Below are 26,655 nucleotides of genomic sequence, written 5' to 3' on the forward strand. Positions count from 1 at the left end.
ACTCTGGGCCACGAAGCCGCTGTGGGAAGCTTGCTTGCAAGCGAATTGTTACTTTTATCCAAAGAATTCGCTTGCAAGCAAGCTTCCCACAATGGCTTTAGCAGCTAAGGGCTAAGGGTGTGTCGGCGTAGTGTGTGTCAGCGCGGCCGGCCAGTCCCGTTGCAAAAACGCCAGGGTGTTGGCCAGCGTTTGTCGGGCCAGAGCCTGCGTTGTTTCCCCCCGCAGGGTCGCCACCCGTGCGCCGATCCAGGGGAGCAGGCAGGGCTCATTGCGGCGTTTTTTCGCCGGCGGTTCCGGCAAGTCCCGGGGCAGCAGGTAAGGCGCGTCGGTTTCCAGCAGCAACCGGTTACCGGGAATGTGCGGCACCAGTTCGGCCAGCTCCCGTCCGCGCCGTTCGTCGCAGACCCAGCCGGTGATGCCGATGAAGCAGTCCAGGTCCAGATAGTCGAATAGCGGGCGGCGTTGGTCGGTAAAGCAGTGCACCACCACGGCGGGCAAACGGTCCCGCCAGGCCTTCAGTATTGGAAGGAAGCGGTCATGGGCATCCCTTTGGTGCAGAAAGACCGGCTTGCCATGGTCCACCGCCAGCGCCAGCTGTGCCTCGAAGGCGTTCTCCTGATCCGGGCGTGGGGAGAAATCCCGATTAAAGTCCAGGCCCATCTCGCCGGCCGCGGCCACCGCCGGTTGCTCCAGCAGTTCCCGTAATTCCGACAGGACGTCGTCGTTACAGAAGCGGGCACTGTGTGGGTGCAGGCCGGCGGTACAGAACAGGCCCTGGTTCGGGTAGCGTTGACACAACGCCACTGCTTGCCGGGATTCCTCGACGTTGGTGCCGGTCAACAACAGACGGGTTACCCCGGCCTCGCGGGCCCGTTGTAACACCGCTTCACGGTCTTCGGCGAATTGACGGTCGGTCAGGTTGACACCGATATCGGCCCATTGGCACTCATCGGCTGGACATTCGCTGGACGGAAACGTATTGGATCCCGGCATACTCATCCGGCGCCTTGGCCCTGAACCGGCGTCAGGCCGCCCAGCCGTTCCTCAAGCCGCTCACGCAGATCCTCCACCCGGCGCCGGTTGGCGCCGAAATCGTAGTATCCGACCCGCGAGGCGGAGCGCACTTCAATACCGCCATTCTCGTGCACATAGAAAGTGACGTCATCAACGAAGCGAAGCACGCGGCTGGTGAAGCGGGCCTGCAAGCGTGCCGGCCCTACCTGTTCGAAACTGACACGGGGCAGGGTGGCCAGCACTTCGCGCAGCAGTTTCAGACTGCCGGCACGGTCGGCGTAGCCGGGAAGAGGCGCCACCCGGTGCCGTTCATCCGTGGCCAGGCTGGACACGCAATTGGGTGAGGACGGGCAGGGTGCTAGCAAACGGGTGTCGTTCATGGCAAAGCTACTCAGCAATAACAAACCACAGGCACAGAGAACACGGCGGGCATGCCGTGAGAGAACCCGTGATGCGCCCCCGGCGCTTGGCATCCGCTGGGATGCCCGACCCTCCCTGGCACGTCGACTGATGTCGCCGTTATCACTGTGCTTCTTATCCTTGGTCCTGACCGTCCTGTTCATGGAAACTCTGTCTCAGGGTACGTCTCAGGGTGTCTCCATGGCGTCTACGGAAGGTCGTGGCCTTTCATTCCCTGGCCATCAATGTGGCGACAACAGGACCACGGGCGCCATGGAGAAAACGCAAATGCGTGCGTAGTCTAACCGGCACTAACGCATGTTGTCTCTTCGGGGGCGGCGAATGGCTCTTAATGCGCGTTCGGATCGCGGATCAGGCCGACGAACACACCTTCGATGATCAACTGATCCGCGGGCACCTGAATCGGTTCGTAGTCTTCGTTGGCCGGCAGCAAGGTGGCATCGGATTTGTTCAGCCGCAACGTTTTCACCGTCACTTCCTCGCCGATGCGGGCCACCACGATTTCACCGGAACGGGCCGTTTCGCTCTTGCGCACGGCAATCAGATCGCCGTCGAAGATGCCGGCGTCGATCATGCTGTCGCCCTGCACCTGGAGCAGGTAGGTGGGCCGCTGGCGAAACAGTCCTCGCGGCACCGGTACCGTGCGCTGCACGTTTTCCACCGCTTCGATCGGGGTGCCGGCGGCCACCTTGCCCACCACCGGAAGCTCGTCCTCGTCACCGAGGGCGGACTCCAAAAGCTGAATGCCGCGGGAGCGGTCGCTGTGCAGGCGGATATAGCCCTTACGCTCCAGAGCCCGCAGGTGATCGGAGGCGGCGTTCTTGGACTGGAACCCCATTCGTTCGGCGATTTCCGCCCGGGTGGGGGCCATGCCGGTGTCCGCCTGGGAGTCACGGATGCAATCCAGTACCTGCTGCTGGCGGAGGGTCAGTTTGCTGCTCATGTCGGTCTCCTGTGGGTCGCCACGACGGGAATGGAGTACTGATAATACGAACAGTACAATATGTCCAGTATTTTTGTCATCCCCGATGTTGTTACAAAGCGCTCTCCACTCGCCTTGCATGGCCATCCAGGCTAGGCTATGCGCTCGGCGCTTCCCGGGGGGAGGCGCCGTCGTGGTGTTGTATTCGCTGCCAATGCAGCTCCCACGGTGGCTTGTGGCACCTCTCCGTGGGAAGCTGGCTTGCCAGCGAATAATACAAACACCCGGACCTATCCCATTCGCTTGCAAGCAAGCTCCGACAGCGGCTTCGTAGTTTCCTTTGTGGGAGCTGCCTTGGCAGCGAATGGCGTGCGGACAAGCGGTTCCAAGACTGTGGGGCCGCCGTGGGTTGGGGGAGAAATGAATCAGGCCGAATGGCAACGTTCTCAGCAGGCGAGGGTGGCGTCGTTACTTTCCGGCGTGCCGTTTTTCAATGAAGTGTCCCGTGATGATGCCGATCAGCGTGCCTTGTTGCTGGCCGCTACCCGGATTCTGGAAGCCGCTCCGGGCGAGCTGGTGATCAAGGCCGGTGCCGAGGCCCGCGGGCTTTATTTTCTGCTGCGCGGCGAACTGTGGGTGCTTGGCGAAGGCTCACCGCCGCCGGTGGTCTACCGGGTGTCTCCGGGAGAAGTGTTCGGCGCGTTGTCGCTATTGCTGGAGACGCCGCGCAGCGCCTCCTTGAAGGTGGCGGAGGGGGATCAGGCGAAACCGGCGGTGCTGGCGCGTTTGTCCTTCGCTGATTTCGATGCGCCGAGCTTGGCCTTGTTCAGTCTTGCAACCCGCCTGGCGCTGTTTCACATGCTGGTGCATCAGATTCGCTGGGCGGTGGAGGTGCAGCGCCTGGCGGCGCCGGATGCGGAACTGGAAGCGGCTCTGCGCAAGATCCCGCTTTATCAGGGCGAGAAGGAAACCGTGCGGGAGCTGGCGGCGCTGCGTGAACAGGCGCGGGCGCTGGCGGCGCTGCTGTGCCGTTGGAATGACCACCCCCGCGCCGGCCCGGCGATGACATAGTGAAAACCCGGCCGGCCCGCTGGCCGGCCAGTCGCATGGCTCACGGACCGATCAGGCCGCGAACCGTCAGTCCGATTTCTTGTCCTTGCGCTGGACTTTCACCGCCAATACGTCGCAATGGGCGCCGGGCACCAGACCGCGGGCGGTGGAACCCAGCAACAGAGCCAGACCGCTGCGGGTATGACTGCCCACCACGATCAGATCCGCGCCCAGGGCATCGGCCTTGTCGACGATGGTCTTCTCGATGGAGCCGAGTTCCACATGGATGCGGTCCTCGCTGATCTGGTACTGGCGGGCGTATTCCAGGGCGGTTTCGCGTGCCTGTTTGACCAGGCCGCTTTGCAGGTCGGTGACGTCCATCGGCACGTCGGCGCCGTAGGCCAGTGCCAGCGGCTCGATCACATGGATCAGGTGCAACTCGCCGGAGGCGTTGCCCTCCAGTACCCCGGCGGCACGGCACAGGATGTCGGCGGACTCGTCACTGCAGTCGATGGCGACAAGAATTTTCTGATACGGAGCGGTCACGGCGATCTCCCTCGAACGCTTTTTATCGAGTATAGCCCGGTCCCGGGAAGCGGTCGATTGATGCGGGTCAAGGCCCGCTGAAAGGCCCCCAAAAGGGATTGTGGCCCCCCGAAGCTTGACCGGACGTTAGCGCCGCTGTCTAAATAGGCGCCCCTGAGGGCCCCCGAAACGGGGCCTGGACATCGTATCCGGCCTTTCCCGGCAAGGCGAAGGCCGGATCGACCGACTTCTCGGTAATTCAGTTGTGGGTGACGAACGTAATGGGTAAGTCCCTGGTAATTGTGGAGTCGCCGGCCAAGGCGAAGACCATCAACCGCTATTTGGGCGATGACTTCATCGTCAAGTCCAGCGTGGGCCACGTGCGCGATCTGCCGGTCAGCGGCGGCGGCAAGAAGTCCACGCCCCAGGAACGGGCCAAGGAGGCGGCCTATACCCGTTCGCTGCCGAAGGAAGAGCGCGAGGTTTATAAAAAGAAGAAAGCGCAGTCCCAATTGATCAACCGCATGGGCGTGGACCCGGACCATGGCTGGAAGGCGCACTACGAGATCCTGCCCGGCAAGGAAAAGGTCATCGATGAACTCAAGCGTCTGGCCGCCAAGGCCGAGCGCATCTATCTCGCCACTGACTTGGACCGCGAAGGGGAGGCCATCGCCTGGCACCTGCGGGAAGTGATCGGCGGTGACGATGACCGTTTCGACCGGGTGGTGTTCAACGAGATCACCAAGAAGGCGATCCAGGCCGCGTTCCAGGAACCGGGCAAGCTGGATATGAGCCGGGTGGAAGCCCAGCAGGCACGCCGTTTCCTCGATCGGGTGGTGGGGTTCATGATCTCACCGCTGTTGTGGGAAAAGATCGCCCGCGGCCTGTCCGCCGGCCGGGTGCAGTCGGTGGCGGTGGAGCTGGTGGTGGAGCGCGAGCGGGAAATCCGCGCCTTCACCCCGGAGGAGTTCTGGGAGCTGCACGCCGACACCCACGACAGCAAGCAGCAAGCGGACCAACTGCGTCTGCAGGTGGCCCGTTACCAGGGTGAAAACTTCCGGCCAAACAACGCAGAGGACGCCGAGCGCCACCGTGAGGCACTGCATCGCGCCGGCCAACTGACCATTTCCCAGCGCGAGGAGCGGCCGACCCGGTCGAAACCCTCGGCGCCGTTCATCACCTCCACGCTGCAGCAGGCGGCGAGTACCCGTCTGGGCTTCGGGGTAAAGAAAACCATGATGATGGCCCAGCGCCTCTACGAGGCCGGCCATATCACCTACATGCGTACCGATTCCACCAACCTGAGCGCGGACGCGGTGACGGCGTGCCGGGCCTGGATCGATGACAAGCTGGGCGAGAAATATCTGCCGGCGAAACCACTGTCCTATTCCAGCAAGGAAGGCGCCCAGGAGGCCCACGAAGCGATCCGGCCTTCCGATGTCAATCGCACCTCCGAGTCGCTCAAGGACATGGAGCGCGATGCCCAGCGCCTGTACGAATTGATCCGCCGCCAGTTCATCGCCTGCCAGATGCCGCCGGCGGAATACCTGAGTACCACGCTGACCGCCGAGGCGGACGGTTACGAGCTCAAGGCCAAGGGCCGCATCATGAAGTTCGACGGCTGGACCCGGATCCTGCCGCCGGCGGCGCGCAAGGGGCAGGAAGATACGGTGCTGCCGGATCTCAAGCAGGGTGACGTGCTGGTGATCGATCAGGTCGACGCCACCCAGCATTTCACCAAGCCGCCGGCCCGTTACACGGAAGCCAGTCTGGTCAAGGAATTGGAGAAGCGCGGTATCGGCCGGCCGTCCACCTACGCCTCGATCATTTCCACGATCCAGGATCGCGGTTATGTGCGGCAGGAAAGCCGCCGCTTTTACGCGGAGAAGATGGGCGATATCGTCACCGATCGCCTGGTGGAAAGCTTCCCCAATCTGATGGATTACAACTTCACCGCGCGGATGGAGGAAACCCTCGACGAGATCGCGGAGGGCAAACGCCACTGGCGTGATGTGCTCAACGATTTTTACCAGGATTTTCAGGCCAAACTGGAGGCCGCTCAGGGCGAGGGCAGTGGCAAGCAGGCCAAGGGCGGCATGCGTGCGAATCTGCCCACGGACACCGACATCGCCTGTCCCACCTGCGGCCGTCCGATGCAAATCCGTACCGGCTCCACCGGTGTCTTCCTGGGTTGCTCCGGTTATAGCCTGCCGCCCAAGGAACGCTGTACCGCCACGCTCAATCTGCTTCCCGGCGAGGAGGCGGTGCGGGCCGACGATGACGAGGCGGAAACCCAGGAGTTGCGCCGCAAGAAGCGTTGCCCCAAATGCGGTACGGCGATGGAATCCTTCCTCATCGACGAGAAACGCAAGTTGCACGTCTGTGGTAACAACCCGGATTGCGACGGCTACGTGGTGGAGCAGGGCGAGTTCCGCATCAAGGGCTACGATGGTCCGACCCTGGAGTGTGAAAAGTGCGGCAGCGAGATGCAGTTGCGCACCGGCCGGTTCGGCAAGTTCTTCAAGTGCACCAACGATGACTGCGGCAATACACGCAAGCTGCTGAAGAACGGTGAGCCGGCGCCGCCCCGTGCCGACCCGATCCCGATGCCGCATCTCAAGTGCGAAAAGGTGGACGATCATTACCTGCTGCGTGACGGTGCGTCCGGCCTGTTCCTGGCCGCCAGCAAGTTCCCCAAGAACCGGGAAACCCGGGCGCCGCTGGTGGAGGAGATCCAGTCCGTGGCGGAGCAACTGGATCCCAAACACCGTTATCTCGCGCAAGCCCCCGGCGAGGACTCCGAGGGGCGCAAGGCGGTACTGCGCTACAGCCGCAAGGCCAAGGAGCAGTACGTGATGACCGAGGAGGAGGGTAAGCCCACCGGCTGGTACGCCTTCTATCGGGACGGCAAGTGGGAAGTGGAAGAAAAGAAAGCCGCACCGAAGAAGAAAGCGGCGGCGAAGAAGAAAACCGCCACCAGGAAGAAGGCCTCCGCCCGCGGATCATGAAACAGCGCGGCCCTCTCCGCCAGCAAGCTGGCTTCCCACAGCGGCTTTGTCGTTCTCTTTGTGGGAAGCTGGCTTTAGCAGCGAATAGCCGGAGATAACCATGTCCCGAATGGTGCGGGAAAACGAAATCAGCGGTCTGCGTGAGCGGTTGTTTTTCGCCCGCGACCTGCTCAAGACACTACGGGCCGAGGCCGGCGATTCGGTGGGGCACCGCCTGGCGCTGCGTGGCGCGGTGGTGTTTCATCTCTATTCGGTGCTGGTGGGCATGGCGCGGCAGTCCGCCAAGTCCTACCAGGTGCCCGGTTACGATGACCTGATCAGCCTCGCTGTCCTGGAGCAGGCTTTCGCCAATACCGGTGTTCGCGCCCCGGAGATGCATTTGTTGACCCAGGCGCGGCGGGATCGCTCCGATCCGGTATGCTGGCTGGATCTGGAGCTGCGCGCCGCGGTGGGCGCCGCCGGTCTGGCGCGCCGGGCCACGCCTCCCGGTGAAACCAACGCCCTGGCTCTGCGCGCCGAGGATCCTTACGCGCCCCTGGCCGACGGTGACCTGGAGCGTCTGCAAAAGGCGGCCGACCGGGTAGAGGAACTGCTTGGCTTGTTCGGTACTTATATGGATGAATGGTAAGTATGGAGAATGGTAAGCGGGGAGCGACATGTTGTTACTGATCATCTTCGCCGCCATTGCTTTGGGGTTCTCGTTCCTCTGCTCGATTCTGGAAGCCGCTCTGCTGTCCATCACCCCCAGCTACATCGCCGGTCTCAAGGACGACAAACCCAAGTTGTTTGAACGTCTGCGGCACCTCAAGGATGACATCGACGACCCGCTGGCGGCCATTCTCACGCTCAATACCATCGCCCATACCGCCGGCGCCACCGGGGTCGGCGCCCAGGTGGCGGTGCTGTTCGGGGAAACCTGGCTGGGTGTGGCCTCGGCGGTCATGACGCTGGCCATCCTGATCGTCTCCGAGATTATTCCGAAGACCATTGGCGCCAAATTCTGGCGCGCCCTGGCGCCGCTGCTGCCGCCGGTGCTCAATGTCATGATCTGGGTACTCAAGCCGTTCGTGTGGTTATCGAAAATGATTACCCGGCGGATTGGCGACGGCGAGCCGGATACCGACATTCGGGCGGAGTTGAAGGCGATGGCGGCGATTGGCCACGAGCAGCAGGCGCTGGATGAGGGCGAGCGGCGGGTCATCGCCAATATTCTCAGCCTCCATGACATCAGGGTCGACAAGGTGATGACCCCTCGTACGGTGGTGGAATCGCTGCGCCCGGAGCAGACCGTGGCCGAAGTGCGCCACCACCTGGTGTCCACGCCTTTTTCCCGCTATCCGGTGCTGAACGACAAGGATGAAGCACTCGGCTATGTGCACAAAAGCGATCTGTTGGAAGTGGAAGACGAGCGTACCGTGGGCGAACTGGCCCGTGCCATGGCCTTGTTCCGCACCGACACAAACATCGAGACGGTGTTTGGTGAGATGCTGCGTGACCGGCAACACCTGGGCCTGGTCTACGATGACCTGGGGACCTGGGTGGGCCTGGTCACCATGGAAGACATCATTGAAACCATCCTCGGTCAGGAAATCATGGACGAAACCGATAATGTGGCCAATCTGCGCCACTATGCCCGCCAGCGCTGGAGCCGCAAACTCAAACGCAAGGGCGCCCCGGAATAACGGCCTCTGCTTGACGGTGATCGCCGCCAAACGTATGTTTCAAACGTTTGCTTTCAGCCCGGCAGGTCTCCATGTCTCAATCCGATACTGTGCGCCGCATCCTTGATACGGCGGAAGTGCTGTTCGCCCAGAAGGGGTTCGCGGAAACCAGCCTGCGCGCGATTACCGGCAAGGCCGGTGTTAATCTGGCCGCGGTGAACTACCATTTCGGCTCCAAGGAGGCGCTGATCCAGGCGGTGTTCGAGCGCTATCTGACGCCGTTCTGCCAGGCGTTGTCGGTGAAGTTGAAGGAACTGGAGCTGGACGACGGTCCGCTCAGTCTGGAGCGGCTGTTGACCGTGGCATCGCGGCTGGCGTTGGGCTCCGGTACCGAGGAGCCACGACGCGCCATGATCTTCTTCCGCCTGGCCGGCCAGGCCTACAGCCAGCCGCAGGACCATCTGCGCGCCTATCTGCGCAAGCATTACGGCGATGTTTTCAACCAGTTCACCACCTTGCTGCGCCGCACCGCACCGGATGTGCCGCCGGTGGAGTTGTTCTGGCGCGTGCACTTCAGCCTCGGGGCGGTGATCTTCACGCTTTCCGGTATGGAATCCCTGCAGACCATCAGCAAGAAGGACTTCAACCGTTCGGTGTCCGCCAGCGATATCGCCCAGCATCTGCTGCCCTTCGTGGTGGGCGGGATAAAAGGCAACTGAAAAGACAGTTGATAGTTGACAGTGGATAGTTGACAGTCCAAAAAACAGGTGACCCTGAGCCGCTGTGGGAAGCTTGCTTGCAAGCGAATATTGCAAACGCTTGAGCGAACCCATTCGCTTGCAAGCAAGCTTCCCACAGCGGCTAAAGAACAGGTTGTTTGTGTTTCCGCCGTCAACTGTCCACCATCCACTGTCAACTTTCCCGCGTTGGTCCTATGCATATCATTATTTCCCTTGCCGAACAGACCCTGACCCTCGATGGCGCCGGCCAGCGTCGTTATCCGGTTTCCACCGCGGTGGTCGGTGCCGATGAGCGCAGCGGCAGTAACGGCACGCCCCGTGGGGAACATCTGGTGCGTGCCCGTATCGGCGAGGGGCTTCCCGTGGGCGCGGTGTTTCGCGGACGCCGCTTCAGCGGCGAGATCCTGACACCGGAACGGGCCGCGGCGGAACCGGAGCGGGACTGGGTGCTCAGTCGCATTCTCTGGCTCGGAGGGCTGGAACCGGGTAAAAACCAGGGCGGTGACGTGGATAGTTTCCGGCGCTTTATTTATATTCACGGCACGCCGGATCATGAGCCCATGGGGCAGCCCGCCTCCCACGGTTGTATCCGCATGCGTAACGCCGACGTCATCGATTTGTTCGACCGCGTGCCATTGGGGTGCGGGGTCTCCATCACCGAGTAATCACATGAATCAGGCCAATAACACCCAGCCTTTGCTGATGCTGGATCTGGAAGGCGTCGCGCTCACCAGTGAGGAGCGCGATTTACTCGTTCATCCCGCCGTCGGCGGGGTGATTTTGTTCAGCCGCAACTATCAGGACCCGCTGCAGGTACGTGATCTGGTGGCGTCCATGCGGGCGCTGCGGCCGGAATTACTGATCGCCGTGGACCAGGAAGGCGGGCGGGTGCAGCGCCTGCGTGAAGGGTTTACCCGGCTGCCGGCCATGGGCACGCTGGGACGGCGTTATCAGCAGGATCCCCGGGCTGGCCGCGAGGCCGCGGAGCTGCTCGGCGAACTGATGGCCGACGAAGTGCGCGCCGTGGACATCGACATCAGCTTCGCGCCGGTGCTGGATCTGGATCACGGTCGCAGCACGGTGATTGGAGATCGTAGCTTCAGCAATGACGTCGACGTGCTGATCACCCTGGCGGATGCCTTTCTGGACGGCATGCAGCGGGCCGGCATGAGCGCCACCGGTAAACATTTCCCCGGTCATGGCCATGTCCAGGCCGACTCCCATCTGGAATTGCCGGAGGACCCGCGCACGCTGTCTGAAATGGCCGCCGATCTGGCGCCGTTCCGGGCGCTGGCGCCGCGCCTGGACGGCATCATGCCTGCCCATGTGCGCTACCCGGCCATGGACGCCCAGCCCGCCGGTTTTTCCCGCTACTGGTTACAGAAAGTGCTGCGCGAGGAGCTGGGCTTCCGGGGCGTGATCTTTTCCGATGATCTGACCATGGCCGGCGCCGCCGCGGCCGGAGATTATACGCAGCGGGCGGGGGCGGCCCTGAACGCCGGCTGCGACATGGTGCTGGTATGCAACGATCGCGCCGGTGCCCTGGCGGTGCTGTCCTGGCTGGAGCAACAAGCATTGCCGAAAGGGGTGCCAGCCAGTGCTTTGCGGGCGCGCCCGCGCCGGCCGATGAGCCCGGCCCGCCGCCAACGGGCCTGTGATATCGCCGAACAATTGTCAGGAGAAAACGCATGAATTGGGAGGCCCTGCTGAACTGGAAACTGTTGCTCCAGTGGCCCGGCCCGGAAACGCAAACGATCATCTGGCTGACCCAGGTGTTCGTGGTGGTGTTTTGTACCGTATCGCTGAATTTCCTGATGATGCGGATATTGGACATCCTCACCGTGCTGGGGGAAAAGACCGCCAGCAAATGGGACGATGTGCTGATCGAGGCGCTGCGTCTGCCGTTGCGGCTGGTGACCTGGGTGATCGGGTTGTCGGTGGCGGCGGAGATGCTCTACGACGTCTCCGAAAGCGCCTTGTTCGAGCATGTGGGCATGGTCCGCCGGGTGGCGTTCATTGCCATCATCGCCATGTTTTTCAATCGCCTGATCACCGGCGTCGAGCATAATCTGACCGACCCCGGCCGGATGAAGAAACCGATGGATACCACCACCGCGGCGGCGGTGTCCAAGCTGTTGCGGGTGTCGGTGATCATTACCTCCTTGCTGATCATTCTGCAGGCGCTGGGCTACAGCGTATCCGGCGTGCTCGCCTTCGGTGGTATCGGGGGCATGGCGGTGGCGTTCGCCGCCAAGGATCTGCTCGCCAACTTCTTTGGCGGCATGATGATCTACATGGACAAGCCGTTCAAAGTGGGGGAGTGGGTGCGCTCGCCGGACCGGACCATCGAGGGGACAGTGGAGCATATTGGTTGGCGGCTGACCCGCATTCGCACTTTTGATCAACGTCCGCTGTACATTCCCAACTCGTTGTTCACCACCATCGTGCTGGAGAATCCGGCGCGCATGTTCAATCGGCGGATCAACGAGAAGATCGGTATCCGCTATCAGGACTGGCGGAAAATGCCGGCCATTGTCGCCGAGGTCCGGCAAATGCTGATCGATCACGATGACATCGAAACCGACGCCCGTACCCTGATCGTCAATTTCGATACCTATGGCGCTTCGCACATCGAATTCTTCATCTATACCTTCACCAAAACCACCAACTGGGTGCGTTTCCATGAGATCAAGCAGGATGTGCTGATGAAGATCATGGAGATCGTCGAGCAGCATGGCGCCGAGTTCGCCTTCCCGACCCGTACTCTGCACATGGTCAGCGATGACGATCAACAGGATACCCCATCGGCGCCGGCTGCCGAGGAGGCACGGCATGCCCATCGCGGATGAGGTAAAGCAGGAGTTGATGCAGGTGCGCCGCGATGCGCGCCAACTCCATTCCCAGGATCAGGTGGAAGCGGCCATTGGCAAACTGGCGATTCAGCTCACCGAGGACTACAGCGAGCGCTTCCCGCTGTTCGTCACCATCATGAACGGCGGCATGATCTTCGCCGGACATTTGCTCACGCGCCTGGATTTTCCGCTGGAAATGGACTATCTGCACGCTTCCCGCTATCTGGGTGACACCCGGGGCGGGGAGGTGGAGTGGATCGTCACTCCGGGTGCCAGCCTGTCCGGGCGAGACGTGATCATCCTCGACGATATTCTCGATGTCGGCTCCACCTTGTTGGCGATCGTCGATGCCTGCCACGCCCAGGGGGCCACCAGCGTGAAAACCTGCGTGCTGGTGGACAAGGTGCACGACCGCAAGGCGCGGCCGGGTCTGAAGGCTGATTACACCGCGCTGGAGGCCGAGGATTTTTACCTGTTCGGCATGGGCATGGACTACAAGGGCTATTGGCGCAACGCCCCCGGCATTTTCGCCGTGGAAGAATAAGGAAGCGAGATGCTGGCATTCATTGGCGGTACCGGTCTGACGCGCATGGACAACCTGCGCATTACCGGCAGCCAGACCCTGACCACCCGTTTCGGTGAGCCGTCGGCGCCGGTGGTGGAAGGACAACTCAACGGTCGCGAGGTGCTGTTCCTGGCCCGTCATGGCGATCCCCATGTGTTGCTGCCTCATCAGGTCAACTACCGGGCCAATATGGTGGCGCTGAAGGAAGCGGGCGCCAGCGCCATCGTCGCCGTCAACGCGGTGGGCGGGATCACCGACAAAGCGCCCACCGGCGCCCTGGTGCTGGCGGATCAGATCATCGACTACACCTACGGCCGTGACATGACGTTGTTCGACGATAAGGACGAGCCGCTGGTGCACGTGGATTTCAGTTGGCCGTTCGACGCCGCCTTGCGCGCCGCGCTCCAGGAACGGCTGGCCGTCAGTGGCCTGGCCTGGACCGACGGTGGCTGTTACGGCGCCACTCAGGGGCCGCGACTGGAAACCGCCGCGGAGATTTTGCGCATGGAGCGTGACGGCTGCGACGTGGTCGGCATGACCGGCATGCCGGAAGCGGTTCTGGCCCGGGAACTGGACATCCCCTATGCGATGCTGTCCCTGGTGGTGAACCCTGGCGCTGGCAAATCCGACCGGGAGATCACCATGGCCGAGATCGAAGTGGTAATTCACGATGGCATGGCCGGAGTGTGCCGGGTACTGGCGGATCTGGCGGGGCACTGCTAAGGCACGGCCGCAGTCCCGTAGCGTTGTTCTTGGCGGCCACGACGTCCTTGTGGGAGATTCCTTGCAAGCGCAGGGGGGAACGCCGGAGGGGCAGTATTCGCCAGCAAGCTGGTCTCCCACGGCCTTTCCGCGTAGCCGCTGTGGGAAGCTTGCTTGCAAGTGAATGAGGTTTACTCAGGCGTTTGCAACATGAGTCCCGAACCTGCACTACTGAAACCAGAATAATTTCGAGGGACTGAAGTCGATCGGTGAACAGTATGCCGGCTGCCCGGGAGTTCATCACCGGCGTGAGGAAACGTTTCCGCAAAAAGGGGAGCATCATGCAAAGTTCTCTGTTTGCCGATGACAGTGCGATTCCTTCGGAAGTACGGGCGGCCACACCGGAAGCGTCGCTGATCCCGCTGGCGGCGGCTTTGCCGGAGACGCTCAGAATGGGTACCTCGTCCTGGCACTATCCGGGCTGGGCCGGGCTGGTTTGGGACAAACTCTACAGCGAAGAGCAGTTGTCCCGCCGGGGACTGAGCGCTTATGCCAGACATCCCCTGTTTCGTGCCGTTGGTCTGGATCGCGGCTTTTATCAGCCGTTGAGCGTGGAGCAATACGCCGATCACGCGGCGCGGGTCCCCGATGATTTTCGTTTCGTGGTCAAGGCGCCGAGCCGGGTCACCGATCCTCTGCTGCGAGGCAGCGGGGGCAAGGGAGAGAGGATCAACCCTGACTTTCTGGATGCGGCGGCCGCCCGGGCCGAGTTGGTCGAACCGGCCGGAGCCGGCCTGGGGCCGAAGCTGGGGGCGTTGGTGTTTCAGATCAGCCCGTTACCCTCCCACTGGCTCACTGAAATGGAACGGCTGACCGAAGGGCTGCATGCGCTGTTGCGAAGCACCATGGCGCTCAAGGCCCGTTACCCGGAGGCGGTGGTGGCGGTGGAGGTGCGCGACCGGCAATGGCTGACCCCGGCCTTCGTGGACGCCCTTAAGGATACCGGCGCCACCTACTGCCTCGGTCTCCATGGCAAGATGCCGCCGATTGCCGAGCAACTGCCAATTCTGCGCGCGCTCTGGCCCGGCCCACTGGTATGTCGCTGGAACCTCAATCTGAAGCACGGCGCTTACGGCTATGAAAGGGCACGGGACCAGTATTCGCCGTTCGACAAACTGGTGGATCCGGACCCGGAAACCCGCGAGGCCCTGGCACAGGTGATCGCCGGTACCGTGGGCGCGGGGCAACCGGCTTATGTGACGCTCAGTAATAAAGCGGAAGGCTGTTCGCCATTATCCGTGGCGGCGCTGGCCGAGGCGGTGCGGGCCCGGGTCGGCCCCGCCTGATCCGGCGCCGAGAGCTATGGTGCCGGGGCATTTCCCAACGGATCTGCTAAGGTTTCGCACCAGGACGTCGACAAAGGGATGTGATGAAAATGAGTGGAGCGGATATCGAAGCCCTGTGCCGGGCGTTCATAGCGGATGAAGATGAGGCGTTGCAGCAGGAGCGGCAAGGCCATTTCTGGCCGCAAAATCATCATTTATTGGGGCCCCATGCCGCCAAGCTGCCGGCCGCCCTGACGCCGGACCAGAGAACCCGTTTCTATTTTCATTATCTGCGCGTGGCGGGCGGCATCCCGGCGGTCTCCAACAAAGAACTGCCGTTGTTGCGCGACGCTTATCGGCAAGTGTTGCCCTTGCAGGATCGGGGCTACCCGGTCAACAGCAGTGAGCGGCATATCAACCTGCTGGTGTTCGGCTTCGACGAGAGCGGGTCCCTGCCCATCGGCGAAACGTCCACGGCGACGGATCTTAAAACCCGTCTGAAGCTGGTGAGCCAATTGGGCAAGTACACCACGCTGCCCAATCAGCGGGCAAAGAAAGTGAAGTTCGCTCCCTTTGCCAAGGACGGCGAACGGATTTTGCAGCTGCTGCGTCATTTACGCTATCGCCATGACCGCCGCTACGGTGACGATCTTTACGACACCGTGAACCTGAGATTCTGGGGCATGGTATTGACCGCGTTGCTGAATCCGGAAGTGCGCACCGAGCTGGTCCGCGACATGCTGGACGGTGACATGGCGTTTCCCAACCGGGAGACTCACCTGGACATACTGCACAAGACGGTTCAGGCGGTACTGGAAGATTGCGCGCCGCGGGAGACGGAATTTCATCAATGGGCCGGGCGACTGGCCGAGGTCCACCGCGCACGCCGGGAAGCCACCGAAAGCGCAATGCTGGCACGTGCCTTGGGATTGCCGTTCGAGGCCGGGGAGGATTGGCAGGTGCGGATTCGCATCCCCCAGGAAGGCAATGACGGGCAGGGGTGGCAAGCCCCCAACCTGATGTTGAATCTGATGCCGGAACCGGACTGGGATTGGGAACTGCGTATCGAGGACGCCAAGGGCCGCCGTTTCGTGGAAGGCAGCAAAGGCCCGGTAAGAAATGACATGGGCATGGAAGGGCTTGGCAAGGGCAATCTGGGGCGTTTTCCGCGGTGGTTGCGGGCCTTGCGAGAGCAATACGGTATGGTTTATGACGTGCCGCGAGCGGACATCAGCGCGGGCCGCAAGCGTTCCGCCGGCCGTCTGATCCAGGATTGGCTGGAAGGGGACGGGTAAAGGCGGTCTCCGGCGGTGACCTGTTCCAGTTCCTGACCCGCTTCGGAGCACAGGGCTCTTATCCGTTTCATGCAGTCCGGTTCGTTGTTGAGGGTCTGGGCTATACGCTCGGTCCGATCGGGTGAGCCAGTCCGCGTTAAGCCGGAACAGGTCCCCGCTCTCCTGGGCGGCGTAAAAAGGGTCGGAAAGCGCCTCGAATCGGTGATCCCCAGGTACTCGGAAAACAGCGCGTTCAACACATCGATATTGGCGCCGATGATGTCGTCCGGATCGTCACTGCCCAGTACATCGGCGGGGAGCGGAATGGCGTCTTCGGGAGTGAGTAAGGTGCCGGTTGGCATGGCAACGGTATCGAGCTAGTTTGCCAGCGATTGCAGCAAGGCCGCCAGAAAGCGTGCCGCCTGGCCGCCGTTCAGGGCGCGGTGGTCGAAGGTCAGCGACAGCGGTAGTTGTTTGTCCTCGAACACCTCGCCGTTGTTGAATCCGGGCTGTGTGAAGGCCTTGCCGGCACCGACAATGGCCACTTGTGGCGGCACCACCACCGGGGTGGCGAAACGGCCGCCGAGGGTGCCGAAGTTGCTCAATGACAAGGTGGCGCCCTGTAGTTCACGAGGGGGGATCTTACGCTGCTCCACGTCCCGACGAAGCCGGTTGAGGCCCTCGCGCAAGTCGTCATCGTCGCGGTTGGCGATATCGCGCAGCACCGGCACGAACAGGCCGTCCGGGGTGTCCACGGCGATACCCAGATCGATTTTTTCTACTTTGCGCATGCTCAGTTGATCACCGTCGAACCAGGCGTTGACCGCCGGTTCCGACCGGCAACCGGCGACGATGGCGTGGATCAGACGCAACATGATGTCGGTGCCGGCGCGCCAATGACGGATGCTGACCTGATCGAACAGGCTGACCGGCACCACCTGCTGGCCGGCGCTGGCCATGGTTTTGGCCATGGTACGGGCCACCCCCTTTAGCGGGGTGCTGTCGCCGTGGCTTTGTTTCAGCCTGGCGTGTTGTTGCACGTCGTTAAGGGTAATGGTGCCGCCGGGGCCACTGCCCTTGAGACGCGCCAGATCCACGCCCAGATGCTGGGCCAGGGCACGGATCGCCGGCGCCGCGCCCGGGCCGCCCCGGTTGCCGGCGGCGGCGCCGATGATGAAATCATCACGGTCGCCGTCCTGTTCACTGGCCAACTCACCGACCACGCTCTGGCTGGTGTCCTCCTCGCCCTCGAACGCCAGCAGCGGCTCGCCGGTGTGCACCAGATCGCCTTCGGCGACGAAGCGGCGGGCGATGACACCGGCTTTCGGCGCCGGAATATCGACGATGGCCTTGGCCGTCTCCACGCTCAGCAGCACCTGGTCCACGTTAACCTCTTCGCCTTCCTTGACGTGCCATTCGATCACTTCCGCTTCCTGAAGGCCTTCGCCCAGATCCGGCAGAGTGAAGTAGCTCATGAGTGTGCTCCCTGGTCAGTCGCGCTTGCACGCAACACGCAACACGCAACACGCTAACACGCCATACTTGCCGAGTAAGGCGCCTATTTCCGGTTGTCTCACTTGGAGAAGGCCGCTGATACTTTGGCGTGCAAGCGTGCAAGCGCCTCATCAATACACCAGCGTCCGCTTCGCCGCCGCCACGATCCGTTCCACATTCGGCAAATAATGCTGCTCCAGTTGGAAGTAGGGCATCGGGCAATCATAGCCGGTGACCCGCTCCACCGGAGCGCGCAGATGCAGCAGCGCCTGGTTGGCGAGGGTGGCGGCGATTTCAGCACCCATGCCGCCGTGCCTGGGGGCTTCATGAACGATCACGGCACGGCCGGTGCGGCTCACTGATGCCACCAGGGTATCCCGGTCCAATGGGTTCAGACAGGCCACGTCGATCACTTCGGCGTTGATGCCTTCCGCCGCCAGTTGATCGGCGGCACCCAGGGTTTCGTGGATGGCCGCGCCCCAACTGATCAGGGTGAGATCGTCGCCGGTGCGCAGGGTGAAGCAGGTATCCAGCGGCAAGGGCTCGCCGTCCGCCACCACCGGCAGCCGTTTCAGCCGGTACAGGCGCTTCGGTTCCAGGAAGATCACCGGGTCCGGACATTGGATGGCGGCCAGCAGCAGGCCGTGGGCGCGGGACGGCGAGGATGGCATCACCACACGCAGGCCGGGGATATGCGCGAACAGGGCCTCGGTGCTTTCACTGTGATGTTCCGGCGCGTGAATGCCGCCTCCGTAGGGCGCCCTTATCACCAGCGGACAACTGAGCCGGCCGCGGGTGCGGTTACGTAAACGGGCGGCGTGGCTGAGGATCTGCTCCAGGGCGGCGTAAATGAAACCCATGAACTGGATCTCCGCCACCGGTTTCAGCCCCTGGCTGGCCATGCCCACGGCCAGGCCGGCGATCAGATTCTCCGCCAACGGCGTGTCCATCACCCGGCGGAAGCCGAATTGTGCCTTGAGCCCCTCGGTGGCGCGGAACACGCCGCCGTTGGTGCCGATGTCCTCGCCGAGCAGAACCACACTGTCGTCCTCGGCCATGGCCCGCACCAGGGCGCGGTTGACCGCTTCCAGCAGATTCATGGGGACCGCATGGGCGCCGTGGGTTTGCAGTTCAGCCATGACGCACCTCCTGGTTGAGCGCCGCCAGGGCGGCGCGCTGGTCGCGCAGGGCGGCGGGTAGAGCCGCGTAAAGGTAGTCGAGCATGTCGGTGGCCGGGGCCGGGGGCAGATTCAGGTAGGTGTCGATGGCCTCTTCCACGGTGCGCTCGCACTGTTGCTGCCAGTCGGTTTCCCGCTGGGCATCCCACAGACCGGATTCAGCCAGAGTGTCGCGCAGGCGCCGCACCGGCTCGTTCTGCCAGGCCCGGTGCAGATCGCTGGCTTTGCGGTAGCGGCTGGCATCGTCGGCGGTGGTGTGATCGCTGAGTCGGTAGCTGATCGCTTCGACCAGGGTGGTGCCCTTGCCGGCACGGGCCCGTTCCAGGGCGTCGTCCAGTACCTTGAGCAGCGCATCCAGGTCGTTGCCGTCCACCTGCACGCCGGGAATGCCGGCGGCCACCGCTTTGTCGGCCAGACTGGCGCAGGCGGTCTGCAGTCCCCGGGGCACGGAGATGGCCCACTGATTGTTATTGATCAGCACCACCAGCGGCAGCTGCCAGACGCCGGCCACGTTGAGCGCTTCGTAAAAATCACCCCGTGAGGTGGCGCCGTCGCCGCAGGTGGCGAGCACGGCGGCGTGTTTGTGGCGCAGCTTGGCGGCACTGGCGATGCCGGCGGCCTGAGTCAGTTGGGTGGCGATGGGCACGCAGTAGGGCAGATCGCGGCGGGCGTCGCTGTCGGCGGGAAAAGCGTTGCCACGCTCGTCGCCGCCCCAGTACTGCAGAATTTGATGCAGCGGCACGCCGCGCAGATAAAGCGTGGCGTGGTCGCGGTAGTAGGGCACGAAGTAATCGTCCCGGGTCAGCGCCAGCCCGGCGGCGGTACCGATCGCTTCGGCGCCCAGGCAGGAGGCGTAGGTGCCCAGCCGCCCGGTGCGTTGCAGGTTCACTGCTTTCTTATCGAAGTGACGGATCATCGCCATGGTCTTGTAACCCGCCACTCGACGGTGGTCATGGTCGGTTCTCATAGCACCTCCTCAGGCCACGTTACGATGGCCATTGAGCCGTTGTTCCGCCAGATCGTCAGCGGTGGCACTGGTGGACCAGCCGGCCTGTTCCGCTTCACGGAAGATCCGCGTCAGGGTCGTGCCGATGGCCAGGACGTGCTGGCGGATGCGGGTCGGTCCGACACCGGCGTGTCCCAGGGCCAGGTCGATCAGGCCGCCGGCATTGGTGACGTAATCCGGCGCATAAAGGATGTCCTGCTGGCGCAGCCGTTCACCGTCCTCGTCCCCGGCCAGTTGATTATTGGCGCTGCCCGCCACCAGCGGCGCACGCAGCCGGGCGATGGTGTCGCGATTGAGCACGGCGCCCAGGGCGCAGGGCACGAAGCCGTCGCAGGGCACGTCGTAGATGGCGTCGGGAGCCACGATCCGGGCCCCCAGCCGGGCGGCCAGTTCGCCGGCCCGTTTGGCATCGGCGTCGGCCAGGGTGAGACGGGCGCCGGCCCGGGTCAGCAGCAGCGCGAGGCGGCTGCCCACATGCCCCACGCCCTGCACGGCGAAGTGCAGACCGCGCAGGTTGTCGCGGTGCAGGCGGTGGCGGACGCTGGCGTCGAGGGCGGCGAACACGCCCAGAGCGGTGAGTGGCGACGGGTCCAGGCCGTCACCGCTGTAGCCCCAGACATGGCGGGTGGTACGGGCCACCTGGTCCAGATCTTCAAGGCCGGTGCCGGCGTCCACGGCGGTGGTGTAACGGCCATTGAGGCTGTCCACGGCGCGGCCGAAGGCCCGGTACAGGGCGCCCCGGTCATAGCCGTCCGTGGGTTCCAGAATCACCGCCTTGCCGCCGCCCAGGGGCAGCCCGGCCAGGGCGGCCTTGTAGCTCATGCCCCGGGCCAGACGCGTGACGTCCTCCAAAGCGGCGTTTTCGTCGTCGTAGCGCAGGCAGCGGCAGCCGCCGACGGCGGGACCCAGTTGGGTGGAGTGAATGGCGATAAGGGCACGCAGCCCGGAGTGCGGATCACGATGCAGGTGCAGCTCGGCAACGTTGGTCCGTTCGAGGTTAGCGAACATGGCAACGCTCTCCTTGTCGTCCCGGGGGCCGGTAAGCCCGCTGTGGGCGGTTCCGGGGCCGGATCACGGCCCCTTTGCTTAAACCATAGCGCGGGTTTGGAGAGGGTGCTTGGATCGATTGGTTATATGGCGGGGAGGGGTTAGCGGGGTTGGGTATGACGGGGCGACTCGCGCGCGACAAGAGACATGCCGTGGTCATTCGCTGCCAAGGCAGCTTCCCACAGAGAGCTACGTAGCCGCTGTGGGAAGCTGCCTTGGCAGCGAACAGGGCACTGATTCGTGGTTCCGGGTTTTTAGCGTGTTGCGTGTTGCGTGTTGCGTGTCAGCGCGATCCGTGCTCTGGCACCCCCGCCGGCATCCCGCTATGCTGCGCGGCTTCGATGAAGGAGGGCGTAACGGCATGGCGGAACAGTACGACGTGGTGATCATTGGTGCCGGTGCCGCCGGGCTGATGTGCGCCGCCACCGCCGGCTATCGCGGCGGTTCGGTGCTGGTGCTGGACCATGCCAACAAACCCGGCAAGAAAATTCTCATGTCCGGCGGTGGGCGCTGCAATTTCACCAATCTGAACACCACCCCGGCGCATTTCATTTCCGCCAATCCCCACTTTTGCAAATCCGCATTGAGCCGTTATACGCCCTGGCATTTTGTCGAGCTGGTGGAACGGCACGGCATCGAGCATGTGGAAAAAGCGCCGGGGCAGTTGTTCTGCGCCGACTCCAGCAAAGCGATTGTGGCGATGCTGCTCACCGAGTGCGAATGGGCCGGCGTCAGGATCCGGCTGAACACGGCGGTAACCCACATCAACGATCAGCCGGTGGGCACACCTGGATCAGGGCGAATGGAAGGCGGCTTCACGCTACGCACCAACGATGGCGTGGTGCGCGCCGGCAAGGTGGTGATCGCCAGCGGCGGCCTCTCCATTCCCTCCATGGGGGCCAGCCCGTTCGGTTATAAAGTGGCGGAACAATTCGGTTTGCCGGTATTGCCCACACGCGCCGCGCTGGTGCCGTTCACATTGCAGCCGGCGGACAAGGCGTGGCTGGCGGAACTCAGTGGTGTCAGCGCCGAGGTTCGAGCGGAAGCCGGGGGACAATCTTTCTCCGAGCCCATGTTGATCACGCACCGGGGCTTGTCCGGGCCGGCCATGCTGCAGGTGTCCGCGTTCTGGCAAGCGGGCGCCGATGTCACCGTGGACTGGTTGCCGATGCTGGCGGACCCGTACGCGGCTCTGCTGGAAGAACGCAAGCAACATCCCAACGGAACCGTGGAGCGCTGGTTGCGCGCCTTTTTTTCCCAACGTCTGGCGGCGGCCCTGGTGGCGCACTTCGATTGGAAAGGACCGCTCCAGCATCAGAGCAACGAGCGCCTGGCCAGCATCGCCGCCGTGCTCAAGGGCTGGTGTTTCAAACCCTCCGGCACCGAAGGCTACCGCACCGCCGAAGTGACCCTCGGCGGTGTCGACACCGGCGCTGTCTCCTCCAAAACCTTCGAAACCAAAACCGTTCCCGGCCTGTATTTCATCGGCGAAGTCCTCGACGTCACCGGCCAGCTCGGTGGTTTCAATTTCCAATGGGCCTGGGCCAGCGCGGTGGCGGCGGGAAATGCAGTTGATAGTTGACAGTGGACAGTTGACAGCGAAAAGAAAAAGAGATTGCGTTTTTGCATAGCCTGTTTGCATGTACGCAGCCCCTGCCCATGGTCGGATTTAATCGTTTATACGTAATGTGGCCACGCCCAAACTTTGGGCGCGGCCTCATTATTTTCAGACTGGTTCATCCTGTTCCGCGAGCTGTCAACTGTCCACTGTCAACTATCAACTTCTTTATGGCGCTTTCCCATTCCCCGCCAAATGCGCCAGCAGCTGTTCCACCAGTTCGACCCGTTCATCGGTGGTTTCCGACGGCAATTGGAAACGCAGGGTGTGGGCGCCTTCCAGGCGGTAGCGGTTGGGCGCGTTCTGCATCAGTTTGACCACGGTGAGCGGGTCCACCGGGGTGCGTTCGGCGAATTCCAGTTTGCCGCCGGCGGCGTTGGCGTCGACCCGGGTGATGGCCAGGGCATCGGCGCGTTGGCGTAGTTCGGTGATGCGGAACAAAGTTTTCACCGGTTCCGGCAGCAGGCCGAAACGGTCGATCATTTCCACCTGCAATTCCCGTAACTGGTCGCCGGTTTTGCAGCCGGCGATGCGCTTGTACAGGGTCAGGCGGGTGAACACATCCGGCAGGTAGTCTTCCGGGATCAGGGCCGGCACCCTCAGGTTCACTTCCGGGCCGCCGGACAATGGCTTGGCGGTGTCCGGTTGCTCGCCGCGCTTGAGCGCCTCCACCGCTTGTTCAAGCATTTCCATATAGAGTGTGAAACCGATGGTTTCCATGTTGCCGTGCTGTTCTTCTCCGAGCAGTTCGCCGGCGCCGCGGATTTCCAGATCCTGGCTGGCAAGCACGAAGCCGGCGCCCAGATCGGTGGCTTGTTCAATGGCTTCCAGCCTTTTCAGCGCGTCCTTGGTCATCGCCTTGGGGGACGGGGTGACCAGATAGGCGTAGGCCTGGTGGTGGCTGCGGCCGACCCGTCCCCGCAGTTGGTGCAACTGCGCCAGGCCGAGCTTGTCGGCGCGCTCGATGATGATGGTGTTGGCGCTGGGCACGTCGATGCCGGTTTCAATAATGGTGGTGCATACCAGCACGTTGAAACGACGATGGTAGAAGTCGCCCATCACCGCTTCCAGTTCCCGTTCGCGCATCTGGCCGTGGGCGATGCCGACCCGCGCGTCCGGCACCAGCGACTGGATCTGTTCGGCGGCGCGGCTCATGGTATCGATATCGTTGTGCAAGTAGTAGACCTGGCCGCCACGGAGTAACTCCCGCAGGATCGCTTCCTTGAGAGCGGTGTCGTCCCGCTGCCGTACAAAGGTTTTCACCGACAGGCGCCGCTGCGGTGGCGTGGCGATGATGGAGATGTCGCGCATGCCGCTGAGCGCCATGTTCAGGGTGCGTGGGATCGGGGTGGCGGTGAGGGTGAGGATGTCGCACTCGGCGCGCATTTCCTTGAGCCGCTCTTTGTGGCGCACGCCGAAACGGTGCTCCTCATCGACGATGATCAGGCCCAGGTCCTTGAAGCCAACACTTTCCTGCAGCAACTGATGGGTGCCGACAACGATATCCACTTTGCCCTCGGCAAGCCGTTCCAGCACCTGGCTTTTTTCCTTGGCGCCGCGGAATCGGGACAGCACCTCGATCTGTACCGGCCAGTCGGCGAAGCGGTCGACGAAAGACTCGTAATGCTGCTGGGCGAGCAGGGTGGTGGGGACCAGGACCGCCACCTGAGTACCGTTCTGGACGGCGGCGAAGGCGGCGCGCATGGCCACTTCGGTCTTGCCGAAACCGACATCGCCGCACACCAGCCGGTCCATCGGCTTTTGCCGCTGCATGTCGGCCAGTACCGCGTTGATGGCGTTTTCCTGGTCCGGGGTTTCCTCGAACGGGAAGCCGCTGGCGAAGCGCTGATAATCCTCTTGTTCCAGCGGGAAGGCCCGGCCTTCGCGTGCCTCGCGACGGGCGTAGGTGTTGAGCAACTCCGCCGCCACATCGTTGATTTTTTCCGCGGCTTTTTGCCGCGCCTTGCTCCATTGCTCACTGCCCAGGCGATTCAGTGGCGGGTGTTCGCCGCCGCCGTAGCGGCTGATCAGATGCAGCGAGGATACCGGCACGTAGAGCTTGTCGCCGCCGGCGTATTCCAGCAGCAAAAATTCATGGGGCTGATGATCCACGGTCATATGCACCAGGCCCTGATAGCGGCCGACGCCGTGGTCCAGGTGCACCACCGGAGCGCCGATGGTGAGTTCGCCCAGGGAGCGGACCGCCAGGTCCTGACCGCTGTCCTCGCTGGTGCGCCGGCGGCGGCGCTGCATGATCCGTTCGCCGTACAGCTCGCTTTCGCTGACCACCAGCAGGTCGTGGTCCGGCGCGTAGAAGCCGGCGTCCAGCTCGCCCCGGGTCAGATTCCAGCGCTCGGGGGCGTCGAGAAAGTCCCGCCAGCCTTCTTTCAATGCCGGTTGGATCGAGACCTTTTGCATCAGTTCGAGCAGCGCCTCGCGGCGTCCGGCGGTTTCCGCCACCACCAGGATGCGGGTGTCCGGGTGAGCATCGGAGAAAGTATGCAAGGGCGCCAGTACATTGCCGCTGCGCGGGTCGGCGGCAAGTCGGGGCGAGGGCGCCAGGTTGAATGTCAGTGCCTGTTCGGAGTCGCGCACCCGGGCGCGGGGCAGGGTTTTCCAGGCGCCGGCCAACTCGTCCGGGCGCAGGAACAGGCTGTGCGGCGGCAGCACCGGCCGGCGGATATCGTGGCGGCGGGATTCATAGCGCTGATTGACTTCGTCCCAGAAGTGGTTGGCGGCCTCTTCGCATTCGGCCAGTTCCACCACCCGGGCGTTGGCCGGCAGGTAATCGAACAAAGTGGCCAATTGATCGAAGAACAGCGGCAGATAGTATTCCAGCCCCGGGCTGGCGATGCCTTCGGACACTTCTTCATAGAGCGGTACTTTTCTGGGCTCCACATCGAAGGTTTCACGGAAGGCGCCGCGGAAATGGCGGATGCCGTCCTGGCTGAGCGGGTACTCCGCCGCCGGCAGCAGATTGATGTCCTGGACCTGTCCGGTGGAGCGCTGGGTCTCCGGGTCGAACAGACGCAGGGATTCGATGTCCTGGTCGAACAGTTCCACCCGGAACGGCTGCGTCGCGCCCATGGGGAAAATGTCCATGATGGCGCCGCGCACGGCGAACTCGCCGTGCTCGTAGACGTTGTCGCGCTGCCGGTAGCCGCAGGCCACCAGTTGCTGGCGGGTGGCTTCCATGTCGAAGGTGTCATTGACCTTGAGCTGGAAATGATTGCCATTGATATGGATCGGCGGCGCCAGCCGCTGCATCAGGGTGTTCACCGGTACCACCAGAACGCCGCCACGGGCCTGGCCGAGCCAGTGCAGCGCCTGGATGCGGTCGCTGACGATGTCCTGGTGGGGACTGAACAGATCGTAGGGCAGGGTCTCCCAGTCCGGAAACAGCCGCACCGGCACTTCCCGGTCCGCCAGATAAAAGGACAGGGAGTCCGCCAGTTGCTGGGCACGGTTGCTGGACGGCGCGGCCACCAACAGCAGGCCCTCCTCGCGGCGGGCCAGTTCCGCCAGTACCGCCGCCAGACCACCGGCGCCGGGATGGCGCCAGTCGCGGTAGTGTTCACGTCCAGTGGAAAACAGGGAAGAATCGGGTAACAGGGTCATCAAGGGCCTCCAGCGCGGGCGCATTGTAGCAGGGGCGGGGCGGAGGGACACGCCGGACGCCGGGCGCCGGACGCTAAAGTCAAAACCTGGGGCTGCGGGCATTGCGGAAATAAAAAATTGCCGGGAGCAATTTTTAACGTTGCTTGGCGACGGCCCGAAGGGTGACCGCCATGGACGGCGGTCATAAAAAATTGCCGGGAGCAATTTTTAACGTTGCTCGGCGACGGCTTCCCGTATTCCTCGGTTACCTCGAAGATACCCTTTCAGAGGTGGCTACAGCGCTGCTGTGGGAAGAGGCCCGAGTGGCGCTCCGCTTGGTCGCGAATGCCCTGGGCCGTTGGCGATTCGCTTGCCAGCAAGCTTCCCACAGCGGCTTCGTGGCAGATCTTTGGGAGACCCGCTTGCTGGCGAATTCCGGCCCTCTGGTGTTGGGGGATTCGCTTGCCAGCAAGCTTCCCACAGTGGCTTCGTGGCGGATCTTTGGGAGACCCGCTTGCTGGCGAATTCCGGCCCTCTGGTGTTGGGAGATTCGCTTGCCAGCAAGCTTCCCACAGCGGCTTCGTGGCATGATCTGTGGGAGCCCAGCTTGCTGGCGAATATAGCGGCTTGGTAACCCCTTCCGTTACAGACCCGTGC

Annotated in this window: 22 protein-coding genes; 13 read left to right on the forward strand and 9 right to left on the reverse strand. The window is 63.0% G+C overall.

Features of this window, described 5'->3' with window-relative positions:
• Positions 1–111: 111 nt before the first annotated feature.
• From E0L37_RS14675 to lexA, 3 genes are all read right to left on the reverse strand, one after another.
• Positions 112–999, reverse strand: coding sequence for a TatD family hydrolase (locus E0L37_RS14675; protein ID WP_370450551.1), 888 nt, complete (start codon positions 997–999; stop codon positions 112–114).
• On the reverse strand, positions 996–1,394 hold the full coding sequence (locus E0L37_RS14680) for a DUF1499 domain-containing protein (RefSeq protein WP_022994436.1): 399 nt from the start codon (positions 1,392–1,394) through the stop codon (positions 996–998). Before E0L37_RS14680 ends, E0L37_RS14675 begins: the two co-directional genes overlap by 4 nt.
• Positions 1,395–1,762: 368 nt before the next feature.
• Positions 1,763–2,377, reverse strand: a complete 615-nt coding sequence (lexA, locus tag E0L37_RS14685; RefSeq protein ID WP_022994437.1) for a transcriptional repressor LexA — start codon at positions 2,375–2,377, stop codon at positions 1,763–1,765.
• 399 nt (positions 2,378–2,776) lie between these two features.
• Between lexA and E0L37_RS14690 the strand changes: the two genes are divergently transcribed.
• Positions 2,777–3,427, forward strand: a complete 651-nt coding sequence (locus tag E0L37_RS14690) for a cyclic nucleotide-binding domain-containing protein (protein WP_133492469.1) — start codon at positions 2,777–2,779, stop codon at positions 3,425–3,427.
• 66 nt (positions 3,428–3,493) lie between these two features.
• On the opposite strand, the gene E0L37_RS14695 is transcribed toward E0L37_RS14690, so the two are convergent.
• Positions 3,494–3,952, reverse strand: coding sequence for a universal stress protein (locus E0L37_RS14695; protein WP_133492470.1), 459 nt, complete (start codon positions 3,950–3,952; stop codon positions 3,494–3,496).
• Positions 3,953–4,212: 260 nt separating this feature from the next.
• On the opposite strand from E0L37_RS14695, the gene topA reads away from it, so the two are divergent.
• The 11 genes from topA to E0L37_RS14750 all read left to right on the forward strand — a co-directional run bounded on the left by topA (position 4,213) and on the right by E0L37_RS14750 (position 16,079).
• Complete coding sequence (gene topA / locus E0L37_RS14700) at positions 4,213–6,939, forward strand: type I DNA topoisomerase (protein ID WP_133492471.1); 2,727 nt, start codon at positions 4,213–4,215, stop codon at positions 6,937–6,939.
• A 100-nt stretch (positions 6,940–7,039) separates the two neighbouring features.
• Positions 7,040–7,567, forward strand: coding sequence for a hypothetical protein (locus tag E0L37_RS14705; protein ID WP_133492472.1), 528 nt, complete (start codon positions 7,040–7,042; stop codon positions 7,565–7,567).
• A 28-nt stretch (positions 7,568–7,595) separates the two neighbouring features.
• Positions 7,596–8,621 carry a CNNM domain-containing protein gene (locus E0L37_RS14710; RefSeq protein WP_133492473.1) on the forward strand — a complete coding sequence of 342 codons (1,026 nt, stop codon included), beginning with the start codon at positions 7,596–7,598 and terminating at the stop codon, positions 8,619–8,621.
• A gap of 71 nt (positions 8,622–8,692) precedes the next feature.
• On the forward strand, positions 8,693–9,319 hold the full coding sequence (locus E0L37_RS14715; protein WP_133492474.1) for a TetR/AcrR family transcriptional regulator: 627 nt from the start codon (positions 8,693–8,695) through the stop codon (positions 9,317–9,319).
• A gap of 215 nt (positions 9,320–9,534) precedes the next feature.
• Entirely contained in the window at positions 9,535–10,005 is a 471-nt protein-coding gene (locus E0L37_RS14720; protein ID WP_133492475.1) for a L,D-transpeptidase, read from the forward strand.
• Between the two features lie 4 nt (positions 10,006–10,009).
• Complete coding sequence (nagZ, locus tag E0L37_RS14725) at positions 10,010–11,032, forward strand: beta-N-acetylhexosaminidase (protein WP_133492476.1); 1,023 nt, start codon at positions 10,010–10,012, stop codon at positions 11,030–11,032.
• Positions 11,029–12,189: a mechanosensitive ion channel family protein gene (locus tag E0L37_RS14730; RefSeq protein WP_133492477.1), complete on the forward strand. Its 1,161-nt coding sequence runs from the start codon at positions 11,029–11,031 to the stop codon at positions 12,187–12,189. Before nagZ ends, E0L37_RS14730 begins: the two co-directional genes overlap by 4 nt.
• Positions 12,173–12,736, forward strand: coding sequence for a hypoxanthine-guanine phosphoribosyltransferase (locus E0L37_RS14735; RefSeq protein ID WP_133492478.1), 564 nt, complete (start codon positions 12,173–12,175; stop codon positions 12,734–12,736). Before E0L37_RS14730 ends, E0L37_RS14735 begins: the two co-directional genes overlap by 17 nt.
• Before the next feature lie 9 nt (positions 12,737–12,745).
• A complete protein-coding gene (locus tag E0L37_RS14740) occupies positions 12,746–13,480 on the forward strand; it encodes an S-methyl-5'-thioinosine phosphorylase (protein ID WP_133492479.1) in 735 nt (244 codons plus the stop codon).
• Positions 13,481–13,800: 320 nt separating this feature from the next.
• Complete coding sequence (locus E0L37_RS14745; RefSeq protein WP_133492480.1) at positions 13,801–14,805, forward strand: DUF72 domain-containing protein; 1,005 nt, start codon at positions 13,801–13,803, stop codon at positions 14,803–14,805.
• Between the two features lie 89 nt (positions 14,806–14,894).
• Positions 14,895–16,079, forward strand: coding sequence for a hypothetical protein (locus E0L37_RS14750; RefSeq protein WP_133492481.1), 1,185 nt, complete (start codon positions 14,895–14,897; stop codon positions 16,077–16,079).
• 356 nt (positions 16,080–16,435) lie between these two features.
• On the opposite strand, the gene E0L37_RS14760 is transcribed toward E0L37_RS14750, so the two are convergent.
• The 4 genes from E0L37_RS14760 to E0L37_RS14775 all read right to left on the reverse strand — a co-directional run bounded on the left by E0L37_RS14760 (position 16,436) and on the right by E0L37_RS14775 (position 20,744).
• Positions 16,436–17,533 (reverse strand): dihydrolipoamide acetyltransferase family protein, encoded by a 1,098-nt coding sequence (locus tag E0L37_RS14760; protein WP_133492483.1) that lies wholly within the window; start codon positions 17,531–17,533, stop codon positions 16,436–16,438.
• 150 nt (positions 17,534–17,683) lie between these two features.
• The gene (locus E0L37_RS14765; protein WP_133492484.1) at positions 17,684–18,691 is read right to left on the reverse strand and encodes an alpha-ketoacid dehydrogenase subunit beta; all 1,008 of its coding nucleotides are present in this window, start codon (positions 18,689–18,691) and stop codon (positions 17,684–17,686) included.
• Positions 18,684–19,697, reverse strand: a complete 1,014-nt coding sequence (gene pdhA, locus E0L37_RS14770) for a pyruvate dehydrogenase (acetyl-transferring) E1 component subunit alpha (RefSeq protein WP_133492485.1) — start codon at positions 19,695–19,697, stop codon at positions 18,684–18,686. The genes E0L37_RS14765 and pdhA overlap by 8 nt, the downstream gene beginning before the upstream one ends.
• A gap of 9 nt (positions 19,698–19,706) precedes the next feature.
• Positions 19,707–20,744, reverse strand: a complete 1,038-nt coding sequence (locus E0L37_RS14775; RefSeq protein WP_133492486.1) for an amino acid dehydrogenase — start codon at positions 20,742–20,744, stop codon at positions 19,707–19,709.
• Positions 20,745–21,144: 400 nt separating this feature from the next.
• Here E0L37_RS14775 and E0L37_RS14780 point away from each other — a divergent pair, with 400 nt between their 5' ends.
• Positions 21,145–22,365, forward strand: coding sequence for an NAD(P)/FAD-dependent oxidoreductase (locus E0L37_RS14780; protein WP_240687479.1), 1,221 nt, complete (start codon positions 21,145–21,147; stop codon positions 22,363–22,365).
• Between the two features lie 204 nt (positions 22,366–22,569).
• Here E0L37_RS14780 and mfd read toward each other — a convergent pair whose 3' ends face one another.
• The gene (gene mfd, locus E0L37_RS14785) at positions 22,570–26,019 is read right to left on the reverse strand and encodes a transcription-repair coupling factor (RefSeq protein WP_133492487.1); all 3,450 of its coding nucleotides are present in this window, start codon (positions 26,017–26,019) and stop codon (positions 22,570–22,572) included.
• Between the last annotated feature and the right edge of the window lie 636 nt (positions 26,020–26,655).

This window comes from Alcanivorax sp. 24 (genome assembly GCF_004360225.1).
GTDB lineage: Bacteria > Pseudomonadota > Gammaproteobacteria > Pseudomonadales > Alcanivoracaceae > Alloalcanivorax > Alloalcanivorax xiamenensis.